This is a genomic window from Stenotrophomonas panacihumi, from assembly GCF_001431645.1.
Taxonomy (GTDB): domain Bacteria; phylum Pseudomonadota; class Gammaproteobacteria; order Xanthomonadales; family Xanthomonadaceae; genus Stenotrophomonas_A; species Stenotrophomonas_A panacihumi.
The window spans coordinates 43,643-68,113 of the sequence record NZ_LLXU01000108.1; the positions used below are offsets into that span (position 1 = coordinate 43,643).

Below are 24,471 nucleotides of genomic sequence, written 5' to 3' on the forward strand. Positions count from 1 at the left end.
CCGTCCGCCCCGTCGACTGGAACCGAAATGAACAACCGCTTCGCCCGGATCTCCGCCCTGTCCCTGCTGCTCGCGCTGTGCGCCGGCTGCGCCACCAGCAGCCTCGCCCCGCAGGCTTCGCCCGCGCAGGCGGCGGCGTTCTCGCTGCTCGAACAGGGCAAGCCGCGCGAAGCGGCGCAACAGTTGGAGGCACAGGCCTTCGCCGCCACCGGCGCGCAGCGCAGCCGCCTGCTGGCCGACGCGGCCTTCGCCTGGAACGAAGCCGGCGATGCCACCCGCGCGCGCAGCCTGCTGGCGCAGGTCACCCCGCGCCAGCTCGGCGGCGAGGAGAAGGCCCGCTACCAGCTGCTCAGCGGCGAGTTCGCGCTGGCCGACAACCAGCCCGCGCAGGCGCTGCAGAACCTGGGCGAAACCGCGCCGGGGCTGTCGCCGGCCTACCAGGCGCGCTGGTTCCTGGCGCGCGGCAAGGCGCTGGAAGCCACCGGCAAGCCGGTGGAAGCGGCCGAGGCGCGCAGCCATGCCGACGCCGGCCTGACCGGCAGCGCGCGCAGCGACAACCAGCGCGAGATCATGCGCCTGCTCGCCGCGCTCGATGACAACACCTTGCGCGCGCGCGCCACCGCGCTGCCCGCCGGCAACCCGCTGTACAACTTCGCCGGCCGCGCGCTGCTCAGCCGCGGCCTGCCGCTGCCGCGCCCGTTCGACCGCGCGCCGAGCAGCTTCGACGTCAGCAAGCGCCCCGCCGCCGACCGCGACGGCTACCGCCCGCCGGTCAAGCTCGCCGTGCTGCTGCCGCTCACCGGCAACCTCGCCACCGCCGCCGCGCCGGTGCGCGACGGCCTGCTCGCCGCCTACTACGCCGAATCGCGCCGCCGTCCGGACATCGAGTTCCTCGATACCGCCGGCACGCCGGGCGGCGCCACCGCCGCGTACGACCGCGCGGTCGCCGCCGGCGCCGATTACGTCATCGGCCCGCTCGGCCGCGACGAGGTGAGCGCGCTGTTCGCGCGCTCGCTGAGCGTGCCGGTGCTGGCGCTCAACCGCCCCACCGATGTCCGCGAGCCGCCGGCCGGCAGCGTCGGCTTCTCGCTGGCGCCGGAGGACGACGGCATCATGGCCGCCGAGTACCTGCTCGCGCACGGCCAGCGCAACGCGCTCGTGGTGGCCAGCAGCGACGACAATGGCCGCCGCGCCGCCACCGCCTTCCGCGAGCGCATGGCCGCGCGCGGCGGCCAGGTCGCCGGCAGCATCAGCGTGGCCGAAACGCCGGGCGATGTGTCCGCGCAGCTGCGCAACTACGCCGCCGCCGATTCGGTGTTCCTCGCCGTGCGCGGCCCGACCGCGCGCGCGCTCGCCCCGCAGCTGGCGCTCTCCGGCCTGGCCGGCAAGCCGCGCGTGGGCAGCTCGCAGCTGGTGCTGGGCACCGGCAAGCCGGAAGAAGACATGGCACTGGACGGCATCGCCTTCCCGGGCGAGCGCTGGACCAGCAGCGGCGTCACCGGCCTGCCGAGCGCGGCCAGCGTGGCGGCGACCCTGCCGACCGCGCGTGGCCCGGCTGCGCGCCTGTTCGCCTTCGGCTACGACGCCTGGCTGATCACCGCCTACCTGGAGCCGCTCGCCGCCGGCAGCGAAGGCGGCCTGCCCGGCGCCACCGGCACGCTGCACCTGGACGGCTTCGGCAACATCCTGCGCTCGCCGGCGTGGTCCACCTTCAGCGGTGGCCGTCCGAACGCGATCATCGGCACCCGCTGATCCCTTGAAGATCGACCGGCGCACCCGCGGAGCGACGGTCGAAGCGGCGGCGCGGGCGCACCTGCTCGCCGCCGGGCTGGCGGATATCGCCACCAACGCGCGCTATCGCCCCGGCGAGCTGGACCTGGTGATGCGCGACGGCGACACGCTGGTGTTCGTCGAAGTGCGCTACCGCCGCGACGCGTCCTTTGGCGGCGGCGCGGCCTCCATCGACCTGCGCAAGCGCCGCAAGCTGGTGATGGCGGCGCAGCTGTTCCTGGCGATGCATCCCACATGGGCGCAGCAGCCGTGCCGGTTCGACGTGGTCGAGGCCGAGGGCGAACCGCCGCGCTTGCGCTGGCTGCGCGATGCATTCCGCGCGGACGACACCTGACCCCATGCCCTCGATCCTCACCCATGCCGCCGTGCCGCTCGCCTTGTGGGCGGCGAGTGAGCGCGGGCGCATTTCGCCGCGGTTGCTCGCGGCCGGTATCGTCGCGGCGATGCTGCCGGATGCCGACGTGCTCGCCTTCGTCCTGCGCATTCCCTATGCCGATGCCTTCGGACATCGCGGCGCCAGCCATTCGCTGCTGTTCGCCGCGTTGTGCGCGTTGCTGGCGACAAGCCTGCATCGGCCACTGCGCGCAGGTGCCTTGCAGGCGGGCGTGTGGGTGTTCCTCTGCGCGGCCTCGCATCCGCTGCTCGATGCGATGACCTCCGGCGGGCTCGGCGTCGCGCTCGCCTGGCCATGGCGCGAGACACGCTTCTTCGCGCCGTGGCGGCCGATCCTGGTTTCGCCGATCGGCGCGGGCTTTTTCAGTGCACGCGGGCTGGAGACGCTGCTCTCCGAATTGCGCTGCGTGTGGCTGCCGCTGGCATTGGCGGTCGTTGGCTGGCGCGCAATACAGTCCGCGCCCCGCGGATCGACGCACCTACAATAGGCCGATGACCACGCTGCCCGCCGCTTTCCTCGACGCCGCGTCCGCCCTCCTCGGCCCGGAGCGCTGGCGCACCGACGAACCCACCCGCCAGGCACACGGCCAGGACGATTCGCGCCGGTTCGCGCTCCCCGATGCGGTGGCCTTCCCGCGCGATGCCGAGGAAGTGGCCGCGCTCGTGCGCGCCTGCGCCGCGCATCGCGTGGCGCTGGTCGCGCGTGGCGCCGGCACCGCCACCACCGGCGCGGCGGTGCCGTTCAACGGCGGCGTCGTGCTCTCGTTCGCACGCATGAACCGCATCGTCGAGATCCGCGCCGCCGACCGCTGCGCCATCGTGCAGCCCGGCGTGCTCAATGGCGACCTGCAGGAAGCGCTGGCGCCGCACGGCCTGTTCTGGCCGCCGGATCCTTCCAGCGCGGCGATGTGCAGCGTCGGCGGCAACCTGGCCACCAATGCCGGCGGCCCGCGCGCGGTGAAATACGGCGCCAGCCGCGACAACGTGCTCGGTTTGGTGGCGGTGACCGGCAGCGGCGAGATCATCCGCTGCGGCGGCCCATACACGAAGGACGCCACCGGCTACGACCTCACCCACCTGATCGTCGGCAGCGAAGGCACGCTGGCGTTGATCGTGGAAGCCACGCTGAAGCTGACGCCCCGCCCGCGCGCGCAGGCCGGCCTTCGCGCGTTCTACCGCGACGTGGCCAGCGCGGCGGCGGCGGTATCGCGCGTGATGGCGCAGCCGGTGGTGCCGGCGATGCTGGAATTCATGGACGCGCATGCCATCGCGCTGCTGCGCCACAACGGCAGCGACGTGCCGGAGGCCGGCGCGATGTTGCTGATCGAAGCCGACGGCGACGAGGACACGCTGCCCTACGCGCTGCAATCGCTGGCCGATGCGGCCGAGGGCGACGGCATGCTGTCGCTGGATGTCGCCGCCGACGGCGTGGCGCGCGACCGCCTGTGGGCCGCGCGCAAGGCGCTCTCGCCGGCACTGCGCACGATCAAGCCGGGCAAGATCAACGAGGACGTGGTAGTGCCGGTGTCGCGCATCCCGGACCTGGTGTCGGCGATGGAAGCGTTGTCGGTGCAGGCGGATCTGCCCATCGTGTGCTTCGGCCATGCCGGCAACGGCAACCTGCACGTCAACATCATGTACAACGACGCCGACGCGGCGGAGACCGCGCGCGCGAAGGCGGCGATGCCGAAGATCTTCGAGACCGTGCTGGCGTTGGGCGGCACGCTCTCGGGAGAACATGGCATCGGCGTGGCCAAGCGCGACTTCATGGCACAGGCATTCGATGCGGCCACGCTGGCGGCGATGCGCGCGGTGAAGGCGGCGCTGGATCCGGCGGGGATTCTCAACCCGGGGAAGGTCTTGCCGCCGCTCGCGGGCTGAACGCGCTCGGGGCTGAAGCCCTTCCTACCCGCGCGCCTGCCCGATGAACCGCAGTCCCACCCCCGGCTCGGTGACGATGTAACGCGGCGCCGTCGCGTCGTCATGCAACTTCTGCCGCAGCTTGCCGACCAGGATGCGCAGGTAGTGCGTGTCCTCCTCGTGCGTCGGCCCCCACAGTTCGCGCAGCAATTGCGGCTGCGTGACCACGCGGCCGGCATGCCGCATCAGCAGCGCCAGCAACGCGTACTCCTTGCGGCTCAATCCCGCCGCCTCGCCGTCCATCGTCACCTCGCGCAGCGCGAGGTTCACGTGCAGCCGGCCATCGTCGAACACGATCTCCTCCGGCGTCGCCCCGCCGGACTGGCGCAGCAGCACGCGGATGCGCGCCATCAGTTCCTGCACGCCGAACGGCTTGGTGACGTAATCGTTGGCGCCGCCATCCAGCGCGGCGACCTTCTCCGATTCGCCAGCGCGCACGGTCAGCATGATCACCGGCACCGCCGACCACTGCCGCAGCTCGCGCAGCACCTCGTGCCCGTCGCGGTCCGGCAGGCCGAGGTCGAGCACCACCAGGTCGGCGCCATGCGTGGCGAGTTCGGCCAGCCCCTCGGCCGCCGTGCCGGCCTGCAACACGCGATAGCCCTGAGCGCGCAGGCTGATATCGAGGAAGCGGCGGATCTGCGGCTCGTCGTCGATGATGAGCACGCGCGGCGGCGGGGCGATGGCGGCGTCTTGGGACACGGGCGTGGCGGGTTCTCAGTCTGCGGGCGGCCGGGCCGGCCGCGGCGGCGGCTCCAGCAGCGGCAGGGTAATGCGGATGGTGGTGCCGCGGCCATCGGCCCCGGCCAGCGCCTCCACGCTGCCGCCATGCGCGCCGATCATGCCCTGGCAGATGGTCAACCCCAGCCCGGTGCCATGGCGGCCACGGTCGCCGCGCTCGACGCTGTAGAACATGTCGAAGATGCGCGCGCGCTCGTCCTCGGGAATGCCGGGGCCGCGGTCGCTGATGTCGATGCGCAGCGCGCCGTCGTGCAGCGCGGCCGTCACCCGCACCGGCTCGCCCGGCGGTGAAAACTTGGCCGCGTTCTCCAGCACGTTGAAGATCGCCTGCTCCACCAGCGCCGGATGCACCCAGATGGGCGCCAGCGCCGGCGCGATGTGCAGGTCCAGCTTCACCTCCGGCTGGTAGCGCTGCAGGCGCCGCGCGGCCGAGCCGATCAACTCGTCCACGCCGATCCAGTCGCGGTTGAGGCTCAGCCCGGCGTGGCCGAGGCGGGTCATGTCGAGCAGGTTCTGGATGTAGCGGTCCAGGCGCTCGCCTTCCAGCTGGATGGTGTCGAGCAGGCTGCGCCGGTCCTGCGCGTCCATCGCCTCGCCGTAGCTGGCCAGGCTGGAGGCCGAGCCGATCATCGAGGCCAGCGGCGAGCGCAGGTCGTGCGACACCGACGAGAGCAACGCCGAGCGCAGGCGTTCGGTTTCGCCGCTGACGCGCGCACTCTGCAGGTCGGCGACCAGCCGCGTGCGCAACGCGGCCTGGCCGATGTCCTCCACCATCGCCTCGGCCAGCCGCCGCTGTTCCAGCGCCGGGCGCTGCACCGAGGCATCGAAACGCAGCGCGACCACGCCGAGCGTGCCGCGTTCGTGCTGCACGGGCAGGCACCACCAGTCGGCGCCGGCCAGCGTATCGGTGAAGCGGCCGGCGGGCTGGCCGTGCCGCTGCGCCCAGTCGGCGGCGCTGCGGTCCAGCGCGGAGAGCGTCACGCTGCCCTCGCTTTCGCGCTTGTCCAGGCGCAGCCACGCATCCACGCCAAGCGCGGTGGCCAGCGCACGCCGGCCCGCCTCCACCACCTCGCCCAGGTCCGCCGCGGTGCTCAGCTGGCGGCCGAGTGCCTGCAGCGCATTGGCGTGCGTGTTGGCCGCGCGCAGCGCCAGCACCTGCATGCGCAGGCGCGAGGCCAGCCGCCCGGCCACCAGGGCGGCGATCAGGAACAGGATCACCGTCACCACGCCCTGGCGGGCGCTGATGTTGAAGGTGAAGCGTGGCTCGATGAAGAAGAAGTTGTAGGCCAGGAAGCTCAGCAGCGCGGCCAGCACGGCGGCGACCATGCGCGTGCGCGACGCCACCAGCACCACGGCCACGATGAACACCATCGACAGGTCATCGATGTCGGTCCAGCGCTGCAGCAGCCAGGCCACCCCTACCGCGGCGGCGGCGGTCACCAGTGCGTAGGCCAGGTCGTAGCGGCGCAGCCAGCGCATCGGCTGGCGCGATTGCCGGCGCGACCGTGCGCGCGCGTCGGCCGAGCTGACGATCACCAGTTCGTAGTGCGCGCCCCGCTGCAGCAGCCGCTGGGTCAGCGTGCGATTGAACATGCGCGCCAGCGGGCGTTCGCGCGTGCGGCCGAGCACCAGCGTCGAGGTGCCGCTCTGCGCGGCGAAGTCGAGCAGCGCGTCGGCGATGTTGCTTCCGTGCAGCAGCGCGGTATCGCCGCCCAGCCGGCGCGCCAGTGCGAAGGCGCGGTCGATCTCCAGCTGCCAGGCGGCATCCATGACGGTGCGCGCCTGCACCGTCACCACCGTCCACGGCGCATCGCGGCGCTCGGACAGGCGGCGCGCCACGCGCACGAGGTAATCGGAACTGCCGCGCCCGTCGATGGCCACCACCACGCGGCGGCGCAGCGCGGCGGTGCCGGGCAGGCCGCGCGCGGTCTGCGCGTCGCGCAGGTCGCTGTCCACGCGGTCGGCGGCGGTCTGCATCGCCAGTTCGCGCAGGGCGGTGAGGTTGGAAGGCGAAAAGAACGCCTGCAGCGCCTGCGTGGCCTGTTCGGGCAGGTAGACCTTGCCCTGCTGCAACCGCTCGATGAGTTCGCGCGGCGGCAGGTCCACCAGCACGATGTCGCGCAGGCGATCGAACACCGCGTCGGGCACGGTCTCGGAGACGCGCACGCCGGTGATGCGCAGCACGACGTCGTTGAGGCTTTCCAGGTGCTGGATGTTGACCGTGGTGTAGACGTCGATGCCGGCGTCGAGCAGCTCGATCACATCCTGCCAGCGGCGCTCGTGGCGGGTGCCGGGTGCATTGCGGTGCGCGAGTTCGTCGACCAGCGCCAGCTGCGGGCGGCGCGCGATCAGCGCGTCGAGGTCCAGCTCCTCCAGCGTGCGGCCGCGGTATTCGATGCGCTGGCGCGGCAGCACGGGCAGGCCGTCGAGCAGCGCGGCGGTCTCGCTGCGGCCATGCGTCTCCACGATGCCGGCCACCACGTCCACGCCCTGCCGCAGGCGCTCGCGCGCCCGCGACAGCATGGCGTAGGTCTTGCCCACGCCGGGCGCGGCCCCGAGGAACACGGTGAGCCGGCCCCCATGTTCGCGTTGCAGTTGGCCGATGAGAGCATCGGCCTGTTGCGTGCGTGCGTCGCTCATGCTGGCGATTGTGGCCCAGCCCCGGTGACGCCGGCGAGCGAGGTGCTCATCGCAGCTGGTCCAGCGCCAGGTTGAGCTGCAGGACGTTCACCCGCGGCTCGCCGAACACGCCGTACTGGCGCGGCTGCACCTGCTGGCGCAGCAGCTCGGCCACGCGCGCCTCGGGCAGGCCGCGGGCGGCCGCGACACGGCGCACCTGCAGTTCGGCCGAAGCCGGCGTGATGTCCGGGTCCAGCCCGCTGCCGGACTGGGTCAGCAGGTCCGAAGGCACCCGCGCCGGGTCGATGCCGTCGCGCTTGGCCACCGCGGCGCGCGTCTCTTCGATGTGCTTGAGCAAGTCCGGGTTGGAACGCGCCTGGTTGCTGCCGGCGGCCGACATCGGGTCGTACTTGGCCGCCGAAGGCCGCGGCTGGAAGTAGCGCGCGTCGCTGAAAGGCTGGGCGACCAGGACCGAACCGACCACGCGGTCGCCGTCCTGGATCAGCGAGCCGGCGGCCTGTGCGGGAAACGCCGCACCGGCGACAAGCGTACCGGCCACCGAATAGGCGAAGCCGAAGCCGACCAGGGTGACCAGCGCCAGGGCGAGCGATGCGCGCCAGGCGCCGCCGTCGTGCAGGACGGCGGCGGTGGAACGGGAAGGAGAAGGGGCTTTTCCCATGATGGAATCCTCAGATACCGACCATGGCGGCGATCGCCATGTCGATCAGCTTGATGCCGGCGAACGGCAGCAGCACGCCACCCACGCCGTAGACGAGCATGTTCCGGCGCAGCAGCGTGGTCGCGCCGGCGGGCTTGAAGCGCACGCCGCGCAGCGCCAGCGGGATCAGCGCCGGGATGATGATCGCGTTGAACACCAGCGCCGCCAGCACCGCGTTGCGCGGGCTCGACAGCTGCATGACGTTGAGCGCGGCCATCGACGGGATCGCCGCGGCGAACAGCGCCGGCAGGATGGCGAAGTACTTCGACACGTCGTTGGCCAGCGAGAAGGTGGTCAGCGCGCCGCGGGTGATGAGCTGCTGCTTGCCCACTTCCACCACCGCCAGCAGCTTGGCCGGGTCGCTGTCCAGGTCGACCATGTTGCCGGCCTCCTTGGCGGCCTGCGTGCCGGAGTTCATCGCCAGGCCCACGTCGGCCTGCGCGAGCGCCGGGGCGTCGTTGGTGCCGTCGCCGACCATCGCCACCAGCCGGCCGCCAGCCTGTTCGGCGCGGATGCGCGCGAGCTTGTCTTCCGGGCGGGCCTGGGCGATGTAGTCGTCCACGCCGGCCTCGGCGGCGATGGCCGCGGCGGTGAGCGGGTTGTCGCCGGTGATCATCACCGTCTTGATGCCCATCGCGCGCAGGCGGGCGAACTTCTCCTTGATGCCGTGCTTGACCACGTCGGAGAGCTCGACCACGCCCAGCGCATGGCGGCCCTCGGCCACCACCAGCGGCGTGGCGCCGCCACGGGCGACTTCCTCGATGCGCCCGGCCAGCTCGGGGCTGACCATGCCGCCGTTGCCCTGCACCCACGCCCCGATGGAATCCCCGGCACCCTTGCGGATCTGCCGGCCGTCCACGTCCACGCCGGACATGCGGGTCTGCGCGGTGAAGGCGATGAAGTGCGCGTTCGCCGGTTCGACCGCCGCGGCGCCCTGCTCGCGCGCCAGGCGCACGATGGACTTGCCTTCCGGCGTCGGGTCGGCGAGCGAGGCGAGCATGGCCGCGTCGCGCAGCTGCGCGCGGTCGATGCCGGCGAGCGGATGGAACGCGGTGGCCTGGCGGTCGCCGTGGGTGATGGTGCCGGTCTTGTCGAGCAGCAGCACGTCCACGTCGCCGGCCACTTCCACCGCCTTGCCCGACTTGGCCAGCACGTTGGCGGCCAGCGCGCGGTTCATGCCGGCGATGCCGATGGCCGGCAGCAGGCCGCCGATGGTGGTCGGGATCAGGCACACCAGCAGCGCGATCAGCAGCATCGGGTCGAGCGTCACGCCGACGAACCCGGCAATCGCCGGCAGCGTGGCCACCACGATCAGGAACGTCAGCGTCATCGCCGCCAGCAGCAGCGTCAGCGCGATCTCGTTCGGGGTCTTCTGGCGGTTGGCGCCTTCGACCAGCGCGATCATGCGGTCCAGGAAGCTGTGGCCCGGCTCGGCGGTGACCTTGAAGATGATCTCGTCGGACAGCACGCGGGTGCCGCCGATGACGCCGCTGCGGTCGGTGCCGGCCTCGCGCAGCACGGGGGCCGATTCACCGGTCACCGCCGCTTCGTTGATGGTGGCCACGCCGCGCACGATCTCGCCGTCGGCGGGAATGAACTCGCCTTCGGAGACGATGACGTGGTCGCCCGGGCGCAGCTCGGCGGCGGGCACGCGGGTTTCGCGACCGCCGAGGTCGCTCTCCACGCGGCGCGCCACCAGGTCCTTGCGGGCACGACGCAGCGACGCGGCCTGGCCGCGGCCGCGCGCTTCGGCGACGGCTTCGGCGAAGTTGCCGAACAGCACGGTGACGAACAGGATCGCCGTCACCGTCCAGCCGAAGCCGGCCGAGGCGTCACCCGTGAGCGTGATGAGGGCCGACAGCAAGGTGCCGACCATCACCACCGCCATCACCGGGCTATGCCACAGGTGGCGGGGGGAGAGTTTGAGGAAGGCATCGCGCGTGGCCGAACGCAGCGTGGCGGCGTCGAACAACGCGACCTCGCTACGTTGGCGCTTTTCGATAGAGGGAAGGGTGCTCATGGGGTTTCTCTTCAGGACGCGGCCAGGGTCAAGTGCTCGGCAATCGGGCCCAGCACCAGCGCCGGCATGAACTGCAGCACGGTGAGGACGAGCACGACGGCGACCAGGGTCAGGGCGAAAGTGGGCGTTTCGATGCGCAGGCTGCCGCCCGACTCGGGTGCGTGGCGCTTGGCGGCCATGCGCGCGGCCACGACCAGCGGCACGATCAACGCGGGGAAGCGGCCCAGCAGCAGCACCGCCACGCAGGTCAGGTTCCACCAGTAGGTGGCATCGCCCAGCCCTTCGAAACCGGAACCGTTGTTGGCGAAGGCCGAGGTGAACTCGTAGAACACCTGGCTGATGCCGTGGAAGCCCGGATTGGAATTGCCGGTGAACTGCGGCAGCGCCAGCGTGACGGCGGTGAAGCCGAGCAGCACCAGCGGCTGGAGCAGGATCAGCAGCGCGAGCAGGCGTACTTCGCCGGCTTCGATCTTGCGACCGAACAGCTCCGGCGTGCGGCCAGTCATCAGGCCGGCGAGGAACACGCTCAGCAGCAGGTAGACGATGAACTGCTGCAGGCCGCAGCCGACACCGCCCCAGATCGCGTTGACCAGCATGTTGACCATCGCCACGCCCCCGGTGAGCGGCGCCAGCGAGTCATGCATGGCATTGACCGAGCCGTTGTTCACCTGCGTGGTGATCGAGGACCACAACGCGGCGTTGTCCACGCCCAGGCGCACTTCCTTGCCTTCCATCAACGCGGCGCTGGCGGTGGTGGCCGAATGGCCTTCGGACCACATCGACGCGCCGGTGGACAGCACCGACATCAGCAGCATGCTGCCGAAGATCAGCGCGGTGAAGCGGCGGCGTCCGGTGAACGCGCCGACCATGAACACCACGCTGACCGGGATCAGCATGATCGCCAGCATCTCGAGGAAGTTCGACAGCGGCGTGGGGTTTTCCAGCGGCACGGCACTGTTCGGGCCATACCAGCCGCCGCCGTTGGAACCCAGCTGCTTGATGGCGACCATCGCCGCGACCGGGCCGACCGGGATCTTCTGCCCGGCCATGCCGGCGCTGGCATCGACCGGCGTCACGGTGGGACCGGAAGCGAAGGTGGACGGTACGCCCTGCGAGGCGAGCAGCAGCGTCCACACCAGGCACAGCGGCAGCAGGAAGCGCACGCTCGGGCGCACCACGTCGGCCCAGTAGTTGCCGACGTCCACGCTGTCCGCGTGATCGGCCTGCGGGGCGGGGGTGGCCTCCTTGGCCTGCATCCGCGCACGGCCGCCCATCAGCCCGCGCAGCGTGGCCACGACGAGCGCCAGGCCCATCATCGGCGACACCACCTGCAGGCCGACGATGCCGGTCATCTGCGCCAGGTACGAGAGCTGCGCCTGGCCGGAATAGTGCTGCTGGTTGGTGTTGGTGAGGAACGAGACCGCCGTATGCAGCGCGGTGTCCCAACGCAGGTTCGGCACGTGGTCCGGGTTGAGCGGCAGCATCCCCTGGGTCATGAAGACGACCCATGCCAGCAGCCCCACCACGAGGTTGCTCGCCAGAAACGCCAGCGCGTAGCCGCGCCAACTCATGCCGCGTTCCGGGCGGGCGCCGAGCAATGCATAGATCGGCTTTTCGAGCAGGCCGAACACGGCATCGCCGCGCATCGGCGCGCCGCGCATGATGCGCGCCAGGTACAGGCCCAGCGGCCAGCCGAGCGCGATGGCGACGGTGAAGAGAAGAAGGGTTTCGGTCATGGCGAGGTCCTCAGAAGTCTTCCGGACGCAGCACGACGTACAGCAGGTAGGCCGCGGTGACGATCACCGCGAGTCCACACACGAAGGCAAGCCAGGCAGGCATGGGTCATCTCCTCAGAAGGAAGCTTGCAGCGCCGCTTCCACGCGCGAACCGGCCAGGCCGGGGAACAGGCGTTCGGCGGCATGGTCGGTGTCGTGCGCGGTCACGCGCAGTTCCAGCGGCGAGCGGATCGCCCACACCACGCCGAGCTGGCCGTGGGTGTAGCTGTCGCCGTAGGCGTCATCGAGCCAGTAATGGCCCAGCGCGGCCTCGATGCGGAAGCGCTCGCCGAGCGGGAAGCGCGCGCCAACCTGCGCATAGGTGCCGGTCTGGTCGCTGGCCATCACGTCGTTCGACCAGCCCAGCTGCGCCCAGTAGTTCTGCTTCCAGGTCAGGGTGCCGTTGAGCTCGGTCCAGTTGAGGTCGACGGTGGTCGAGGGATAGCGGTAGTGGGTGAGGTTGGCATCCAGCGCCCAGTCGTCGGACAGGTTGCCGCCCCAGCCGAGGATCAGGTCCAGCTCGCTGCTGGCGTGGGTCTGCGGGGCGAATTCGACGTTCGAGCCCCAGGCCGAGGCGTACAGGCCGTTGTCGGCGGCCCACTTCAGGCCGGCCTGGGCGGCGAAGTCGCCCTGGGTCTGGGTGGTGCCGCGCCAGACGTAATCGCTGGTGAGGGTCATGTTGCCGGACAGCGTGCTGGCGGCGGCCAGCGGCGCGGCGGCACCCAGGCACAGCAGAAGGGCAGCGCGCGAGAAGCCGCGGCTGGCGGTGTGGAGCGGGGAGTACATGGGTGGGTGGCCTTTCGGTGATCGAGGCGGAACCATTCCGCCGATCACGAAAGTCTGGGCGCCGCCTGCGTAAAGTCGCTATGGCAGCCCGGCGGGGCACGCGTAAATTCGGCGTAACCGCCCGGTGGGCGTTGGCTCAGCCGAAATGCTGGTAGCCGCTGCGCGGCGGATGCCAGGCGCAGCCTTCTTCATCGAGCACCTGGATGCCCTCGCCCGCCAGCACGCGGCCGATCACATGGCCCTGCGTACCGGCGAATTCAAGTGCGCGCTGCACGGCCTCGCGGTCGGCCGCGGCGGCGGTGAAGCACAGTTCGTAATCGTCGCCGCCGCCGACCTGCCATTCGCGCGCACGGCGATCGCCCAGCGCGCGCAGCGCCGGCGACAGCGGCAGGCCTTCCAGCGTGATCCGCGCGCCCACGCCGCTGCGGGCGCACAGGTGGCCGAGGTCGGCGAGCAGTCCATCGGACACATCCACGCAGGCATGCGCGAGGCCGCGCAGCCGCAAGCCGGCGTCCACGCGTGGCGTGGGCCGCAGCAGGCGCTGGCGCAGGTGTTCGCGCGCCGCTTCGGCGGCAGGCGTGGTGACGTCGAGTTCACCCTGCTGCCAGAGCGCGAGCGCGGCAGCGGCCTCGCCGGGCGTGCCGGTGATCCAGATGTCGTCGCCGATGCGCGCACCGTCGCGACGCAGTGCTGCGCCCGGCGGCACGCTGCCGATCGCGGTGACGGAAAGCGACAGCGGTCCGCGCGTGGTGTCCCCGCCGACCAGCGCGACGCCATGGGCATCGGCCAGCGCGAAGAAGCCATCCGCGAACGCGTCCAGCCAGGCGGCCTCGTCTTGCGGCAACGAGAGCGACAAGGTGCACCAGCGCGGCTGGGCGCCCATCGCGGCGAGATCGGAGAGATTGACCGCCAGCGTCTTCCAGCCGATATCCGCAGGCGCGGTTTCAACGGGGAAATGCACGCCGGCGTTCAAGGTGTCGGCGGTGATCGCCAGCTGCTCGCCGGCCGGCGGCTGCAGCAGCGCGGCGTCGTCGCCGATGCCCAGCGGCACGTCCTCGCGACCGCGCACGCGGCGGCGCAGGCGGTCGATCAAGGCGAATTCGGGCATCGGCCGGCGGGCGGGATCAGCCGCCCGATTCGACCTTGCGCCACGCCAGCGCGGCGCGGTCCAGCACGCCGTTGACGTAGGTGTGGCCATGCTCGGAACCGAAGCGCTTGGCGGTTTCGATGGCTTCGTTGATCACCACGCGGTACGGCACGTCCTGGCGATACAGCAGCTCGTAGGCGGCCAGGCGCAGCACCGCGCGTTCGATGGCGTCCACTTCCTCGACGGTGCGGTCGAGGTAATCGACCAGCGCCGCGTCCAGTTCGGCGCGGTGCGCCAGCACGCCTTCCACCAGCGCCTCGAAATACGCCAGGTCGGCGATCTCGTGGGCCTGCTCGTGGGCGAACTGGGCAATGACCTGCTTGGCGAAGCCGCCGGAAATCTGCCAGGCATAGATGGCCTGCAGGGCGCGGCGGCGCGCGCGCGAGCGCAGCACCGGGTCGACGCCATCGCGGCGCGGCGGACGGTGGCCGTTCTGCTTCTGGCCGGTGGACTTGTTCATGGCAGCTGCTCCACCAGGTTGATCATTTCCAGGGCCGCCAGCGCGGCCTCCTCGCCCTTGTTGCCGTGGCTGCCGCCGGCACGCGCCTCGGCATCCTCCACGCGCTCGACGGCAAGCACGCCGTTGAGCACCGGCAGGCGGTGGTCGAGCTGCACGCGCATCAGGCCTTCGGCGCACAGGTCGGCGACGTGTTCGTAATGGCGGGTATCGCCGCGGATCACGCAGCCCAGCGCGATGATCGCCGCATGGCGGCCACTGGCGGCCAGACGCGCGGCGACCAGCGGCAGTTCCCAGGCGCCGGGCACGCGGACCACGTCGATGGCGTCCTCGGCGATGCCGTTGCCGGCCAGGCTCTGCCGCGCGCCGGCGACCAGCGCATCGGTGATGCGGGCATTCCAGCGGCTGGCGATGATCGCGAAGCGCGCGTTGTCGGGGGCGCGGAGGTCGCCTTCGTAGTGGCTCATGTGCTGCGGGGGCTCGAAAGGTGGGTCAGTTTAACGCGGCGCGGCCCCGGGGACCGCGCCGCATGCGTGAACGCGGGCTCAGGGCTCCAGCGTCTCGACGATTTCCAGGCCGTAGCCGGCCAGGCCGATCTGCCGGCGCGGCTTGCCCAGCACGCGCAGCGGGCCCAGGCCGAGGTCGGCCAGGATCTGCGCGCCGGCGCCGTTGCGGCGCCATTGGCCGACGTCCTTGTCCTTGCCGGCCGGGCGGGTGACCGGCTCCTGGCGCAGGCGCGCCAGCAGGGCGTTCTCGTCGCGCGGGGCCGACAGCACCACCATCACGCCCTGCCCTTCGGCAGCGATGGCGCGCAGGGCGTCGGAGGAGGCCACGCCGAAATCGTCGCGCCGCCAGTGCAGCAGGTCGGCCAGCGGGTTCTCGACCTGGACCCGGACCAGGGTCGGCGCGTCCTTGCCCGGCGTGCCGCGCACCAGCGCGAAATGCAGGTCGTGGGCGATGCGGTCGCGGTAGGTCACCAGCCGGAACGGGCCGAACTCGGTGTCGATCTCGCGCTCGTCCACGCGCTCGACGGTGTGCTCGGTGGCCAGGCGGTAGGCGATCAGGTCGGCGATCGAGCCGATCTTCAGGCCGTGCTCGCGCGCGAACACTTCCAGCTCCGGGCGCCGCGCCATGCTGCCGTCGGGGTTGAGGATCTCCACCAGCACGCCGGCCGGCTCCAGGCCGGCGAGCATCGCCAGGTCCACGCCGGCCTCGGTGTGGCCGGCGCGGGTCAGCACGCCGCCGGGCTGGGCGATCAGCGGGAAGATGTGGCCGGGCTGGTGCAGGTCGTCCGGGCGCGCGTCCGGCTTCACCGCGGTGCGGATGGTGTGGGCGCGGTCATAGGCCGAGATGCCGGTGGTGACGCCCTCGGCCGCCTCGATGGAGACGGTGAAGTTGGTCTGGAACTGCGCGGTGTTGGCGCGAACCATCGGCGCCAGGCCGAGCTGGCCGGCGCGCTCGCGGGTCAGCGGCAGGCACACCAGGCCACGGCCGTGGGTGACCATGAAGTTGATGTCGGCCGGCTTGACCAGCTCGGCGGCCATGATGAGGTCGCCTTCGTTCTCGCGGTCCTCGTCGTCGACGATGACCACCATGCGGCCGGCGCGGATCTCTTCCAGCAGTTCGGGGACGGTGGCGAAGTTCATGCCGCCCCCCGCGCGCCGAGCAGGCGTTCGACATAACGGGCGACCAGGTCGATCTCCAGGTTCACCGCATCGCCCACCTGGGTGTGCGCGAAGCGCGTGTGCGCCACGGTGTGCGGGATCAGCGCGACCTCGAAGCCCTCGCCATCCACCTCGTTGACGGTGAGGCTGACGCCGTCCACGCAGATCGAGCCCTTCCTGGCGATGTACTTCAGCAGCGCGGCCGGCGCGGCGAAGCGCCAGCGCTGGGCGCGCGCGTCCTCGTGCACGGACAGCACGCGGCCGAGGCCATCGACATGGCCGCTGACCAGATGGCCGCCGAGGCGGTCGGTCGGGCGCATGGCGCGCTCCAGGTTCAGCGCCGCGCCCTCTGCCAGCTCGCCCAGCGTGGTGAGCGAGAGGGTTTCGGTGGAGGCGTCGGCGTCGAAGCTGTGGTCGTCGAACGCGATGACGGTGAGGCAGACGCCGTTGACGGCGATGCTCTCGCCCATCTGGACGTTGTCGAACGGCAGGTCGCCGGTCTCGAACTTGAAGCGCACGTCGCCGCCGCGCGGCTCGCGCGAGGCCAGGCGGCCGACGCCTTCGATGATGCCGGTGAACATCAGCGCACCTCCGGCCGGAGGGCGTGCAAGGAGTGGAGCTGTACGTGGTGCATGTCGTTTCCCGCATGTAGTGAGCGAAAAACGCCGCAAGGCAAACAGGCGCACGCACGACCCGGCGAAGGTCGCGCGCTGGCCGTCTTCTTTCATCCGGACTGTCACCGTCGGCTCCGGCATCCGACCGGATCTGCTGACCTCCCGGCGGGGCCGGGAGCGCTCGCGGGCTCGTGCCGCAAGGCACCTACCGCCGGTGGGGAATCGCACCCCGCCCTGAAGACGTTCATTGGTTGCCGGCGAACCGGCGCGGGCATTCTAACAAACCGCCCGGGGCGGCCCGGGTGGCATGCGCGGAATGCTGCATCCGGCCATCGCCGGCTTGAGCGCCGGCCAACGGCCCTCAGCGCCGGGGGCGCAGCAGCAGGCGCAGGTCGTGGCCGACCTGCCGTACGTCGTGCAGGTCCAGGTGGACGGCGTCGGCCATGTGGTCGATGCCTATCCCGGACAGGAGCGGCCGGGCGGCGTCGCCCAGCAGCTGCGGGGCCTGATAGAGCAGCAGCTCGTCGACCAGCCCGGCCCGCCACAGCGCGCCGCCGAGGCCGGCGCCGGCTTCGACCTGGACTTCGTTGATGCCGCGCGCCGCCAGCAGGGCCATGACGGCCGGCAGGTCGAGCCGGCCCGCGTGGCCGGGGACGGCCGCGAATTCGACCCCGGGCGTGGCCGGCGGCGTCGCATCGGCGGCATGCAGGTACAGCGTCGGGGCCTCGCCTTCGCGCACCTTCGGCCGGCCGAGCGTGCGCAGCCGGGCATCAAGCACCACGCGCAGCGGCGGCAGGAACTCGCCGCCCTCGCCTTCCAGGCGCACGGTGAGCGACGGGTCATCGGCCGCCACGGTGCCCGCGCCGGTGAGGATCGCCCCGGCGCGTGCGCGCCAGCGCTGCACGTCCGCACGCGCGGCCGGGCCGGTGATCCACTTCGATTCGCCATCGGCCATCGCCGTGCGGCCATCCAGGCTCATGCCGTACTTCAGGCGTACCCACGGACGCTGGCGTTCGATCCGCGAGAGGAAGCCGTGGTTGAGTTCGCGCGCCTGGGCGGCCATCAAGCCGTCCTGCACCTCGATGCCCGCCTCGCGCAGCAGGGTGAAGCCGCCGCCGTTGACCTGCGGGAACGGGTCAAGCATCGCGGCGACCACCCGCGACACCCCGGCGTCGATCAGCGCCAGCGCGCACGGCGGCGTGCGGCCATGGTGGGCGCAGGGCTCCAGGGTGACGTAGGCGGTGGCGCCGCGCGCGCGCGCGCCTGCTTCGCGCAAGGCGAAGATTTCCGCATGCGGCCCGCCCGCGCGCTGGTGCCAGCCCTGGCCCACGACCTCCTCGCCGTGCGCGATGACGCAGCCCACCATCGGGTTCGGCCGCGTGGTCCACGCGCCGCGTTCGGCCAGGCGCAGGGCCTGGGCCATGTGGAGGTGATCGACCGCGCGGAATGCGTGCATGCCGGCATTGTCGGGCAGGTGGCCGGTTCGGCCAACCGCCTCAGCGCTTGCCGGTCTTCTCCGGCACGCGGCCGGCCGCGCGCTCCAGGTCCAGCAGCGGCAGCTGCTCGCTGCCCACCGGCAGGTCGCGCTCGAGTTTCTCGATCTCCTCGCGGAAATCGGCCACGTCCTCGAAGCTGCGGTAGACCGAGGCAAAACGCACGTAGCCGACATGGTCGAGCTTGCGCAGCTCGGCCATCACGAACTCGCCGATGCGGATCGACGGCACTTCGCGCTCGCCGCACATGCGTAGCTGGTGCACCACCGCGCGCACCGCCGCCTCGATCTGCTCTTCGGATACCGGGCGCTTCTGCAGCGCGCGGTCGAAACTGGTGCGCAGCTTGCGCGCGTCGAAGGCCTCGCGGTTGCCGGTGCTCTTGATCACCACCGGCATCTTCAGCTCGATGGTCTCCAGCGTGCTGAAACGCTCGCCACAGGCTTCGCATTCGCGGCGCCGCCGGATGGTGGCGCCATCCTCGGACACGCGCGAATCGATCACTCGGGTGTCATGGTGCTGGCAGAAGGGACAGTGCATCCGTGGATTCTAGAGCCATTCGCCGGCCACGCTGGCCAGAGGGGGCGGTTGCGGGGGGCGGTCGAGCAGGCGCGCCAGCGCCAGGTGCAGCATCGGCAGCAGCATGCCGGGGCCGGCGAACAGCAGCGACCAGCTCTTGTAGGGCACCACGCTCCACAGCAGCACCGCGGCCAGCGCGCCGGTGCCGAGCAGGGCCCAGCGCCAGGGCCGGGCCGCATGGAAGGCCTGCCGGCGGCCACGCAGGTAGGGCAGCGACAGCACCGCCCAGGCCCACATGCCGGCATAGGCGCCGCAGGCATACACGCCCACGAACCACGCCTCGCCATCGAACTGGCCGGTGAACAGCTTGCCGAAGGCGACCGCCAGCATGACCGGCCCGAGCGTGACGCCCAGCGGCAACGTGACGACCGCCAACAACAGGGTCGGCATTCCGATGACCAGCGCCTCCAGCGCGTAGAACCAGCGGAATGCCGTGGCCATCACATCAGCCGTAGACCGGGAAGCGCTTGCACTGCGCGGTGACGGCCTCGCGGACGCGGGCGATGACCGCCTCGTCGGCCGGCGCATCGAGCACGTCGGCGATCCAGCCGGCCAGCTCGGCCGCATCGGCCTCCTGGTAGCCGCGCGTGGTGATCGCCGGGGTGCCCAGGCGCAGGCCCGAGGTCACGAACGGCGAACGCGGGTCGTTCGGCACGGAGTTCTTGTTGACGGTGATGTGGGCCTTGCCCAGCGCCGCTTCCGCGTCCTTGCCCGAGACGTCCTTGCCGATCATGTCGACCAGCATCAGGTGGTTCTCGGTGCCGCCGGAAACGATCTTGTAGCCACGCGCGATGAGCGTCTTGGCCATCGCCTGGGCGTTCTTGACCACCTGCTGCTGGTAGGCCTTGAACTCCGGCTCCAGCGCTTCCTTGAACGCCACGGCCTTGGCGGCGATGACGTGCATCAGCGGGCCGCCCTGGATGCCCGGGAACACGATCGACTGCAGCTTCTTGACCATGTCCTCGCTGGCGCCCTGGGCCAGGATGATGCCGCCGCGCGGGCCGCGCAGCGTCTTGTGGGTGGTCGAGGTGACCACGTGGGCGTGCGGCAGCGGGTTCGGGTAGACCCCGGCGGCCACCAGGCCGGCGACGTGGGCCATGTCCACGAAGAACAGCGCGCCGACCTTGTCGGCGATGGCGCGGAAGCGCGCCCAGTCGATCTTCTGCGAGTAGGCCGAGAAACCGGCCACGACCATCTTCGGCTTGTGCTCCATCGCCAGGCGCTCGACTTCGTCGTAGTCGATCAGGCCCTGGTCGTTGACGCCGTACTGCACGGCGTTGAACAGCTTGCCCGAGGCGTTGACCTTGGCACCGTGGGTCAGGTGGCCGCCGTGCGCCAGCGACATGCCCAGGATGGTGTCGCCCGGGTTGAGCAGCGCGAAGTACACCGCCTGGTTGGCCTGCGAGCCGCTGTGCGGCTGCACGTTGGCGTAATCGGCGCCGAACAGCTGCTTGAGGCGGTCGATCGCCAGCTGCTCGGCGATGTCGACGAATTCGCAGCCGCCGTAATAGCGCTTGCCCGGGTAGCCTTCGGCGTACTTGTTGGTCAGCACGCTGCCCTGGGCTTCCATGACGCGCGGGCTGGCGTAGTTCTCGCTGGCGATCAGCTCGACGTGATCCTCCTGGCGCGCCGCTTCGGCGGCCATGGCCTGGGCCAGTTCGGGATCGTAGGTTTCGATACGGGCGTCGCGCGGGAACATCGGGTCTCCAGGGGCTGCCGGGGCGGCCAAGGGCGGTCGGGGGCCGAAATTATAAGGGGCCGGCGGCCCGGGCCACCAATCAGGGCGGCAGCGTTTAACCCGGGCCCGCGGCGATTTGCGGCAGAATGCGGCGTCTCCGGCGAGGGGTGGCGGTTCGGCGCCCGGGGCCGCGTGGGGGAATGGACAGCAATGGTCATGAGCAAGGATTTGCCGGTGCCGCTGGCGCCCGCGCTGGTGGTGGAGGACGACCCGGCCTTGCAGGGGCGCCTGGCGCGCCTGCTGCAGCAGCTTTCGCCGGACGGTCCGGCACCGGTCGTGGCGGGCAGCCTGGCGGCCGCGCGCGCGGCCGTGGCCGGCCAGTCCTTCTCGCTGGCCCTGGTGGACCTCGGCCTGCCGGATGGCAGCGGGGTGACGCTGATCGCCGAATGGCAGGCCAGCCATCCGGCCACCACCTGCGTGGTGGTCTCGGCGTGGGGCCAGGAGGACATCGCGCTGCAGGCGCTGCGCGCCGGCGCCCTCGGCTACCTGCTCAAGGAGCGCGACGATGAGGAACTGGCCCATGCGCTGCGCAGCATCGAGCGCGGTGGCGCGCCGATCGACCCCAGCATCGCCGGTCGCATCCTGCGCACGCTGGCGCTGGACGCCCCGCCCGCCCACGCGCCACCGCCTTCGCCGCTGTCCGAGCGCGAGCACCAGATCCTGACGCTGGTGGCGCGTGGCTACAGCAATCGCGAGATCGCCGAGCTGACCACGCTGTCGCGCTTCACCATCGAGGACTACACCAAGAGCATCTACCGCAAGCTGGCGGTAGGCTCGCGCACGGCGGCGGTGTTCGAGGCGCAGTCCAAGGGGCTGCTCGACTGATGGCGGTGCGCGCGCTGGCGGGATGGCTGCTGGTGCTGCTGCTCGCCGGATGCGCGCCGCGCGCCGAGCCCATCGCGGGCCTCACCCTCGACCTCGCCGAGGCCGCGGCCAGTGGCTGGGACGCGCAGAGCCCGCCGGCCGAAGGCTGGACGCCCGTACGCCTGCCCGACGACTGGACCTCGCGCTGGCCGCGCCATGACGGCGTGGTCTGGTACCGGCTGCGCTGGGAGCAGCACGGCACCGCGCCGACCGGGCTGCTCGTGCCCTACGTGTGCCTGGCCAGCGAGATGCGCTTGAACGGCCAGCTGATCCAGCGCGACCCGAAGTTGGTCGAACCGCTCAGCCGCGCCTGGACGCAACCGCGCTACTTCGAACTGTCCTCGCCGCTGCTGCGCGAGGGCCGCAACGAACTGCTGGTCCGCGTCTCGGGACTGGCCGCCTACCAGCCCGGGATGGACGTGGTGCGCGTCGGCCCGCCGGACGTGCTGCAGGCGCAGTTCCAGCGCGATTTCCTCCTGCGCCATGACGCGCAGCTGTTCAACCGCTGCGTCGGGCTGGTGCTGGGCGGCCTGTTCGGCATGCTGTGGCTGTTGAGCCGGCGCGCGATGCACGGCTGGTTCGCGCTGAGCTCGCTGTTTTCGGCGGTCTATGGCTGGAATTTCGTCGCGACCAGCCCCTGGCCGTTCGCCAGCACCGACGCCTGGGCGGCGATGAACATCGCCATGTACGTCTGCGGCGCGACCTGCCTGGCGATGTTCCTGCTGCGTTTCAGCGAACGGCGCTGGCCGCGCACCGAGGCGCTGCTGCTGGTCCTGGCCGGCGCCTCGCTGCTGCTGGCGGTCGTGGCGCCGCGCTACCTCGGGCCGCAGCGCGCGCCATGGGTGCTGGCCGGCACGCTCGTGTACTACGGGGCCATGCTGTTGTTCATGGTGCACGCGCTGCGCAGCCCGTTCACCGACCGCCGCCTGCTGGCGGCCACCTTCGCCATCCAGATGGCCGTATCGCTGCACGACCTGGCGGTGTTTTTCGGCCTGGTCGACAGCCGTACCTACCTGTTGTCGCTGACCGCGCCCCTGACCCTGCTCGGCACCGGCTTCGTGCTGACCTACCACTACGCGCAGATGCTGCGCCGGGTGGAGGGCTTCAACGCCGAGTTGATCCGCGAGGTGCATGGCGCCACGACCCAGCTCACCGACACGCTGTCGCGCGAACACGCGCTCGCGCTGCAGAACACCCGCATCGCCGAGCGCCTGGGGCTGGTGCGCGACCTGCACGACGGCTTCGGCGGCACGCTGCTGGGCACCATCGCCCAGCTGGAGCGCGAGGACGCGCCGCGCGCGCCGGCGCAGATCGCCACGCTCCTGCGCGACATGCGCGACGACCTGCGCCTGATCATCGACACCACCGCCCAGCCGCACGAGGGCGGGCTGCCCGCCCTGCTGGCGCCGCTGCGCCATCGCTGGAGCCAGCGCCTGGAAGCCGGCGGGATGGAAATGCACTGGGAGGTGGAGGCGCTCGACGCGTTGCAGCCTTCGCCCGGTACCGGGCTGGACATCCTGCGGCTGCTGCAGGAAGCGCTGACCAACGCCTTCCGGCACAGCGGGGCGCGGCGGATCGGCGTACGCGCCATTCGCACGGAGGATCGCATCCGCGTGCAGGTACAGGACGACGGCCGGGGCATGGCGTCCGCTCCCGCGGACGCGCCGCGCAACGGCATGGGCCTGGACAACATGCGGGCGCGGGCGGCGCGCCTGGGCGGCGAGCTGCGCATCGAGACCCGCGCCGGCCAGGGCACGCTGGTGGAGTTCTCCTTCGCCGCCTGACCCGCGCGCGGGCCCCGGAAAGCAGACCGGCCGCGCGAGGCGGCCGGTCAAGGGACAACGGGCGTGGCCCGCGGCTTAGTGGTGCAGCACCAGGTCGGCGATGATGCCGGTGGCCACGGCGACCATCAGCATGTTGCCGACGTCGTCGCGAACCCAGTGGTAGCCATACGGCGGACGGCGCAGGTGGTAGCGGCCGTAGTCGTAGTCGTTCACCACGTACACCGGGCCGCCGTAGTAATCGCGGTAGCGATGGCCCGGCGCCCAGCCGTAGTAGCGCGGCGGGGGCGGCGCCGGACGGTAGTAGGCCGGGCGCGGCGCCGGGCGATAGACCACCGTGGGGCCGCGGTAGTCGTGGCGGCCGTCGCGATAACCGTCGTGGTAGGCCTCGCGGCGCTCGCGATAGTCGTGGCGGTCGTCGCGACGATCATCGCGGTGCTTGTCATGGCCACGACCGCGGTCGTCCCAGCCGCGGTGGTCGCGGCCGTGATCGTCGGCCATCGCCGCCGGCGCCACCGCGCCAAACGCGAGCAGGGACGTCAACGCCAAGGCAGTAAGACGAATCGTATTCATGGCAGCTCCGTGGCTGTGCTAGGTGTTGTTGACATATTGGCGCGACAAGATGAACGGGCATTGGCTGGAATCGGTTTCGCCCGCCCCCATTTAACTAGCGGCAGGACAGTGCCCGCGGAGGGCTGGCGGGCGTTCCCCGCTATACTGTTCGCCATCCCTTTCCCTGCCGCCGCCCGATCCGCTCCCGGACCGGGCCGGTCGCACGTTACGAGCCATACGGAGATTCCATGTCGTCAGGGCAATACATCTACACCATGAACGGCGTCAGCAAGGTCGTGCCGCCGAAGCGCCAGATCATCAAGGACATCTCGCTGTCGTTCTTCCCCGGCGCGAAGATCGGCCTGCTCGGCCTGAACGGCGCGGGCAAGTCGACCGTGCTGAAGATCATGGCCGGCGTGGATACCGATTTCGAAGGCGAGGCGCGTCCGCAGGCCGGCATCAAGGTCGGCTACCTGGCGCAGGAGCCGGAGCTGGACCCGAACAAGACCGTACGCGAAGCGGTCGAGGAAGGCGTGGGCGACGTGCTGCAGGCACAGGCCGCGCTGGAAGCGGTGTACGCCGCCTATGCCGAGGAAGGCGCCGATTTCGACGCGCTGGCCAAGGAACAGGAGCGCCTGGAGGCGATCCTGGCCGCTGGCGATGCCCACACGCTGGAAAACCAGCTGGACGTGGCCGCCGATGCGCTGCGCCTGCCGCCGTGGGACGCGGTGATCGGCAAGCTGTCCGGCGGCGAGAAGCGCCGCGTCGCGCTGTGCCGCCTGCTGCTGCAGAAGCCGGACATGCTGCTGCTCGACGAACCGA

Annotated in this window: 24 protein-coding genes and 1 riboswitch; of the genes, 7 read left to right on the forward strand and 17 right to left on the reverse strand. The window is 71.2% G+C overall.

Annotation, left to right across the window (positions count from 1 at the left end; translation table 11 throughout):
* The first annotated feature begins 27 nt into the window (after positions 1-27).
* From ARC20_RS14080 to ARC20_RS14095, 4 genes are read left to right on the forward strand one after another with little or no spacing between them, the layout of a single operon-like run.
* Positions 28-1,752 (forward strand): penicillin-binding protein activator, encoded by a 1,725-nt coding sequence (locus ARC20_RS14080; RefSeq protein ID WP_057648203.1) that lies wholly within the window; start codon positions 28-30, stop codon positions 1,750-1,752.
* A 4-nt stretch (positions 1,753-1,756) separates the two neighbouring features.
* Entirely contained in the window at positions 1,757-2,125 is a 369-nt protein-coding gene (locus ARC20_RS14085) for a YraN family protein (protein ID WP_057648204.1), read from the forward strand.
* A gap of 4 nt (positions 2,126-2,129) precedes the next feature.
* Positions 2,130-2,672 carry a metal-dependent hydrolase gene (locus tag ARC20_RS14090; RefSeq protein WP_057648206.1) on the forward strand — a complete coding sequence of 181 codons (543 nt, stop codon included), beginning with the start codon at positions 2,130-2,132 and terminating at the stop codon, positions 2,670-2,672.
* A 4-nt stretch (positions 2,673-2,676) separates the two neighbouring features.
* Positions 2,677-4,065: an FAD-binding oxidoreductase gene (locus tag ARC20_RS14095; protein WP_057648208.1), complete on the forward strand. Its 1,389-nt coding sequence runs from the start codon at positions 2,677-2,679 to the stop codon at positions 4,063-4,065.
* Between the two features lie 24 nt (positions 4,066-4,089).
* Here ARC20_RS14095 and ARC20_RS14100 read toward each other — a convergent pair whose 3' ends face one another.
* The 16 genes from ARC20_RS14100 to glyA all read right to left on the reverse strand — a co-directional run bounded on the left by ARC20_RS14100 (position 4,090) and on the right by glyA (position 20,413).
* On the reverse strand, positions 4,090-4,806 hold the full coding sequence (locus tag ARC20_RS14100) for a response regulator (RefSeq protein WP_057648210.1): 717 nt from the start codon (positions 4,804-4,806) through the stop codon (positions 4,090-4,092).
* A 15-nt stretch (positions 4,807-4,821) separates the two neighbouring features.
* Positions 4,822-7,485 (reverse strand): sensor histidine kinase, encoded by a 2,664-nt coding sequence (locus ARC20_RS14105; protein ID WP_057648212.1) that lies wholly within the window; start codon positions 7,483-7,485, stop codon positions 4,822-4,824.
* 46 nt (positions 7,486-7,531) lie between these two features.
* Positions 7,532-8,143 (reverse strand): potassium-transporting ATPase subunit KdpC, encoded by a 612-nt coding sequence (gene kdpC, locus ARC20_RS14110; RefSeq protein WP_057648215.1) that lies wholly within the window; start codon positions 8,141-8,143, stop codon positions 7,532-7,534.
* 10 nt (positions 8,144-8,153) lie between these two features.
* A complete protein-coding gene (gene kdpB, locus ARC20_RS14115; RefSeq protein ID WP_057648217.1) occupies positions 8,154-10,202 on the reverse strand; it encodes a potassium-transporting ATPase subunit KdpB in 2,049 nt (682 codons plus the stop codon).
* Positions 10,203-10,213: 11 nt separating this feature from the next.
* A complete protein-coding gene (gene kdpA / locus ARC20_RS14120; protein ID WP_057648219.1) occupies positions 10,214-11,938 on the reverse strand; it encodes a potassium-transporting ATPase subunit KdpA in 1,725 nt (574 codons plus the stop codon).
* 10 nt (positions 11,939-11,948) lie between these two features.
* A complete protein-coding gene (locus tag ARC20_RS14125; RefSeq protein WP_057648221.1) occupies positions 11,949-12,041 on the reverse strand; it encodes a potassium-transporting ATPase subunit F in 93 nt (30 codons plus the stop codon).
* Between the two features lie 11 nt (positions 12,042-12,052).
* Positions 12,053-12,763, reverse strand: coding sequence for a TorF family putative porin (locus ARC20_RS14130; protein ID WP_057648223.1), 711 nt, complete (start codon positions 12,761-12,763; stop codon positions 12,053-12,055).
* A 136-nt stretch (positions 12,764-12,899) separates the two neighbouring features.
* The gene (gene thiL, locus ARC20_RS14135) at positions 12,900-13,871 is read right to left on the reverse strand and encodes a thiamine-phosphate kinase (RefSeq protein ID WP_057648225.1); all 972 of its coding nucleotides are present in this window, start codon (positions 13,869-13,871) and stop codon (positions 12,900-12,902) included.
* A 16-nt stretch (positions 13,872-13,887) separates the two neighbouring features.
* Complete coding sequence (gene nusB, locus ARC20_RS14140; RefSeq protein ID WP_057648227.1) at positions 13,888-14,370, reverse strand: transcription antitermination factor NusB; 483 nt, start codon at positions 14,368-14,370, stop codon at positions 13,888-13,890.
* Entirely contained in the window at positions 14,367-14,834 is a 468-nt protein-coding gene (gene ribH / locus ARC20_RS14145; RefSeq protein ID WP_057648229.1) for a 6,7-dimethyl-8-ribityllumazine synthase, read from the reverse strand. The genes nusB and ribH overlap by 4 nt, the downstream gene beginning before the upstream one ends.
* 78 nt (positions 14,835-14,912) lie before the next feature.
* A complete protein-coding gene (gene ribB, locus ARC20_RS14150) occupies positions 14,913-16,013 on the reverse strand; it encodes a 3,4-dihydroxy-2-butanone-4-phosphate synthase (protein ID WP_057648231.1) in 1,101 nt (366 codons plus the stop codon).
* A complete protein-coding gene (locus ARC20_RS14155) occupies positions 16,010-16,612 on the reverse strand; it encodes a riboflavin synthase (RefSeq protein ID WP_057648233.1) in 603 nt (200 codons plus the stop codon). Before ARC20_RS14155 ends, ribB begins: the two co-directional genes overlap by 4 nt.
* Before the next feature lie 131 nt (positions 16,613-16,743).
* Positions 16,744-16,891: riboswitch (FMN riboswitch) on the reverse strand.
* Between the two features lie 115 nt (positions 16,892-17,006).
* Complete coding sequence (gene ribD, locus ARC20_RS14160) at positions 17,007-18,101, reverse strand: bifunctional diaminohydroxyphosphoribosylaminopyrimidine deaminase/5-amino-6-(5-phosphoribosylamino)uracil reductase RibD (RefSeq protein WP_057648235.1); 1,095 nt, start codon at positions 18,099-18,101, stop codon at positions 17,007-17,009.
* Positions 18,102-18,141: 40 nt separating this feature from the next.
* Positions 18,142-18,675, reverse strand: coding sequence for a transcriptional regulator NrdR (gene nrdR, locus ARC20_RS14165; RefSeq protein ID WP_057648236.1), 534 nt, complete (start codon positions 18,673-18,675; stop codon positions 18,142-18,144).
* A 9-nt stretch (positions 18,676-18,684) separates the two neighbouring features.
* Entirely contained in the window at positions 18,685-19,155 is a 471-nt protein-coding gene (locus tag ARC20_RS14170; RefSeq protein ID WP_057648239.1) for a hypothetical protein, read from the reverse strand.
* Between the two features lie 4 nt (positions 19,156-19,159).
* Positions 19,160-20,413, reverse strand: coding sequence for a serine hydroxymethyltransferase (gene glyA, locus ARC20_RS14175; RefSeq protein WP_057648241.1), 1,254 nt, complete (start codon positions 20,411-20,413; stop codon positions 19,160-19,162).
* Positions 20,414-20,608: 195 nt separating this feature from the next.
* On the opposite strand from glyA, the gene ARC20_RS14180 reads away from it, so the two are divergent.
* Both ARC20_RS14180 and ARC20_RS14185 read left to right on the forward strand, forming a co-directional pair.
* Positions 20,609-21,277 carry a response regulator gene (locus tag ARC20_RS14180; RefSeq protein ID WP_057648251.1) on the forward strand — a complete coding sequence of 223 codons (669 nt, stop codon included), beginning with the start codon at positions 20,609-20,611 and terminating at the stop codon, positions 21,275-21,277.
* Complete coding sequence (locus tag ARC20_RS14185) at positions 21,277-23,100, forward strand: sensor histidine kinase (RefSeq protein ID WP_057648242.1); 1,824 nt, start codon at positions 21,277-21,279, stop codon at positions 23,098-23,100. Before ARC20_RS14180 ends, ARC20_RS14185 begins: the two co-directional genes overlap by 1 nt.
* A 75-nt stretch (positions 23,101-23,175) precedes the next feature.
* On the opposite strand, the gene ARC20_RS14190 is transcribed toward ARC20_RS14185, so the two are convergent.
* Positions 23,176-23,670 (reverse strand): RcnB family protein, encoded by a 495-nt coding sequence (locus tag ARC20_RS14190; protein WP_057648244.1) that lies wholly within the window; start codon positions 23,668-23,670, stop codon positions 23,176-23,178.
* A 227-nt stretch (positions 23,671-23,897) separates the two neighbouring features.
* On the opposite strand from ARC20_RS14190, the gene ARC20_RS14195 reads away from it, so the two are divergent.
* Positions 23,898-24,471 (forward strand): ATP-binding cassette domain-containing protein (locus ARC20_RS14195; RefSeq protein WP_152983959.1); only part of this gene is annotated, 574 nt, incomplete at its 3' end.

Coding starts and splice junctions, on each gene's coding strand:
- ARC20_RS14080 (WP_057648203.1), top strand. CDS start 28: ATGAACAACCGCTTCGCCCGGATCTCCGCCCTGTCCCTGCTGCTCGCG.
- ARC20_RS14090 (WP_057648206.1), top strand. CDS start 2,130: ATGCCCTCGATCCTCACCCATGCCGCCGTGCCGCTCGCCTTGTGGGCG.
- ARC20_RS14095 (WP_057648208.1), top strand. CDS start 2,677: ATGACCACGCTGCCCGCCGCTTTCCTCGACGCCGCGTCCGCCCTCCTC.
- ARC20_RS14105 (WP_057648212.1), bottom strand. CDS start 7,485: ATGAGCGACGCACGCACGCAACAGGCCGATGCTCTCATCGGCCAACTG.
- kdpC (WP_057648215.1), bottom strand. CDS start 8,143: ATGGGAAAAGCCCCTTCTCCTTCCCGTTCCACCGCCGCCGTCCTGCAC.
- kdpB (WP_057648217.1), bottom strand. CDS start 10,202: ATGAGCACCCTTCCCTCTATCGAAAAGCGCCAACGTAGCGAGGTCGCG.
- kdpA (WP_057648219.1), bottom strand. CDS start 11,938: ATGACCGAAACCCTTCTTCTCTTCACCGTCGCCATCGCGCTCGGCTGG.
- ARC20_RS14125 (WP_057648221.1), bottom strand. CDS start 12,041: ATGCCTGCCTGGCTTGCCTTCGTGTGTGGACTCGCGGTGATCGTCACC.
- ARC20_RS14130 (WP_057648223.1), bottom strand. CDS start 12,763: ATGTACTCCCCGCTCCACACCGCCAGCCGCGGCTTCTCGCGCGCTGCC.
- thiL (WP_057648225.1), bottom strand. CDS start 13,871: ATGCCCGAATTCGCCTTGATCGACCGCCTGCGCCGCCGCGTGCGCGGT.
- nusB (WP_057648227.1), bottom strand. CDS start 14,370: ATGAACAAGTCCACCGGCCAGAAGCAGAACGGCCACCGTCCGCCGCGC.
- ribH (WP_057648229.1), bottom strand. CDS start 14,834: ATGAGCCACTACGAAGGCGACCTCCGCGCCCCCGACAACGCGCGCTTC.
- ribB (WP_057648231.1), bottom strand. CDS start 16,013: ATGAACTTCGCCACCGTCCCCGAACTGCTGGAAGAGATCCGCGCCGGC.
- ARC20_RS14155 (WP_057648233.1), bottom strand. CDS start 16,612: ATGTTCACCGGCATCATCGAAGGCGTCGGCCGCCTGGCCTCGCGCGAG.
- ribD (WP_057648235.1), bottom strand. CDS start 18,101: ATGCACGCATTCCGCGCGGTCGATCACCTCCACATGGCCCAGGCCCTG.
- nrdR (WP_057648236.1), bottom strand. CDS start 18,675: ATGCACTGTCCCTTCTGCCAGCACCATGACACCCGAGTGATCGATTCG.
- ARC20_RS14170 (WP_057648239.1), bottom strand. CDS start 19,155: ATGGCCACGGCATTCCGCTGGTTCTACGCGCTGGAGGCGCTGGTCATC.
- glyA (WP_057648241.1), bottom strand. CDS start 20,413: ATGTTCCCGCGCGACGCCCGTATCGAAACCTACGATCCCGAACTGGCC.
- ARC20_RS14180 (WP_057648251.1), top strand. CDS start 20,609: ATGAGCAAGGATTTGCCGGTGCCGCTGGCGCCCGCGCTGGTGGTGGAG.
- ARC20_RS14185 (WP_057648242.1), top strand. CDS start 21,277: ATGGCGGTGCGCGCGCTGGCGGGATGGCTGCTGGTGCTGCTGCTCGCC.
- ARC20_RS14190 (WP_057648244.1), bottom strand. CDS start 23,670: ATGAATACGATTCGTCTTACTGCCTTGGCGTTGACGTCCCTGCTCGCG.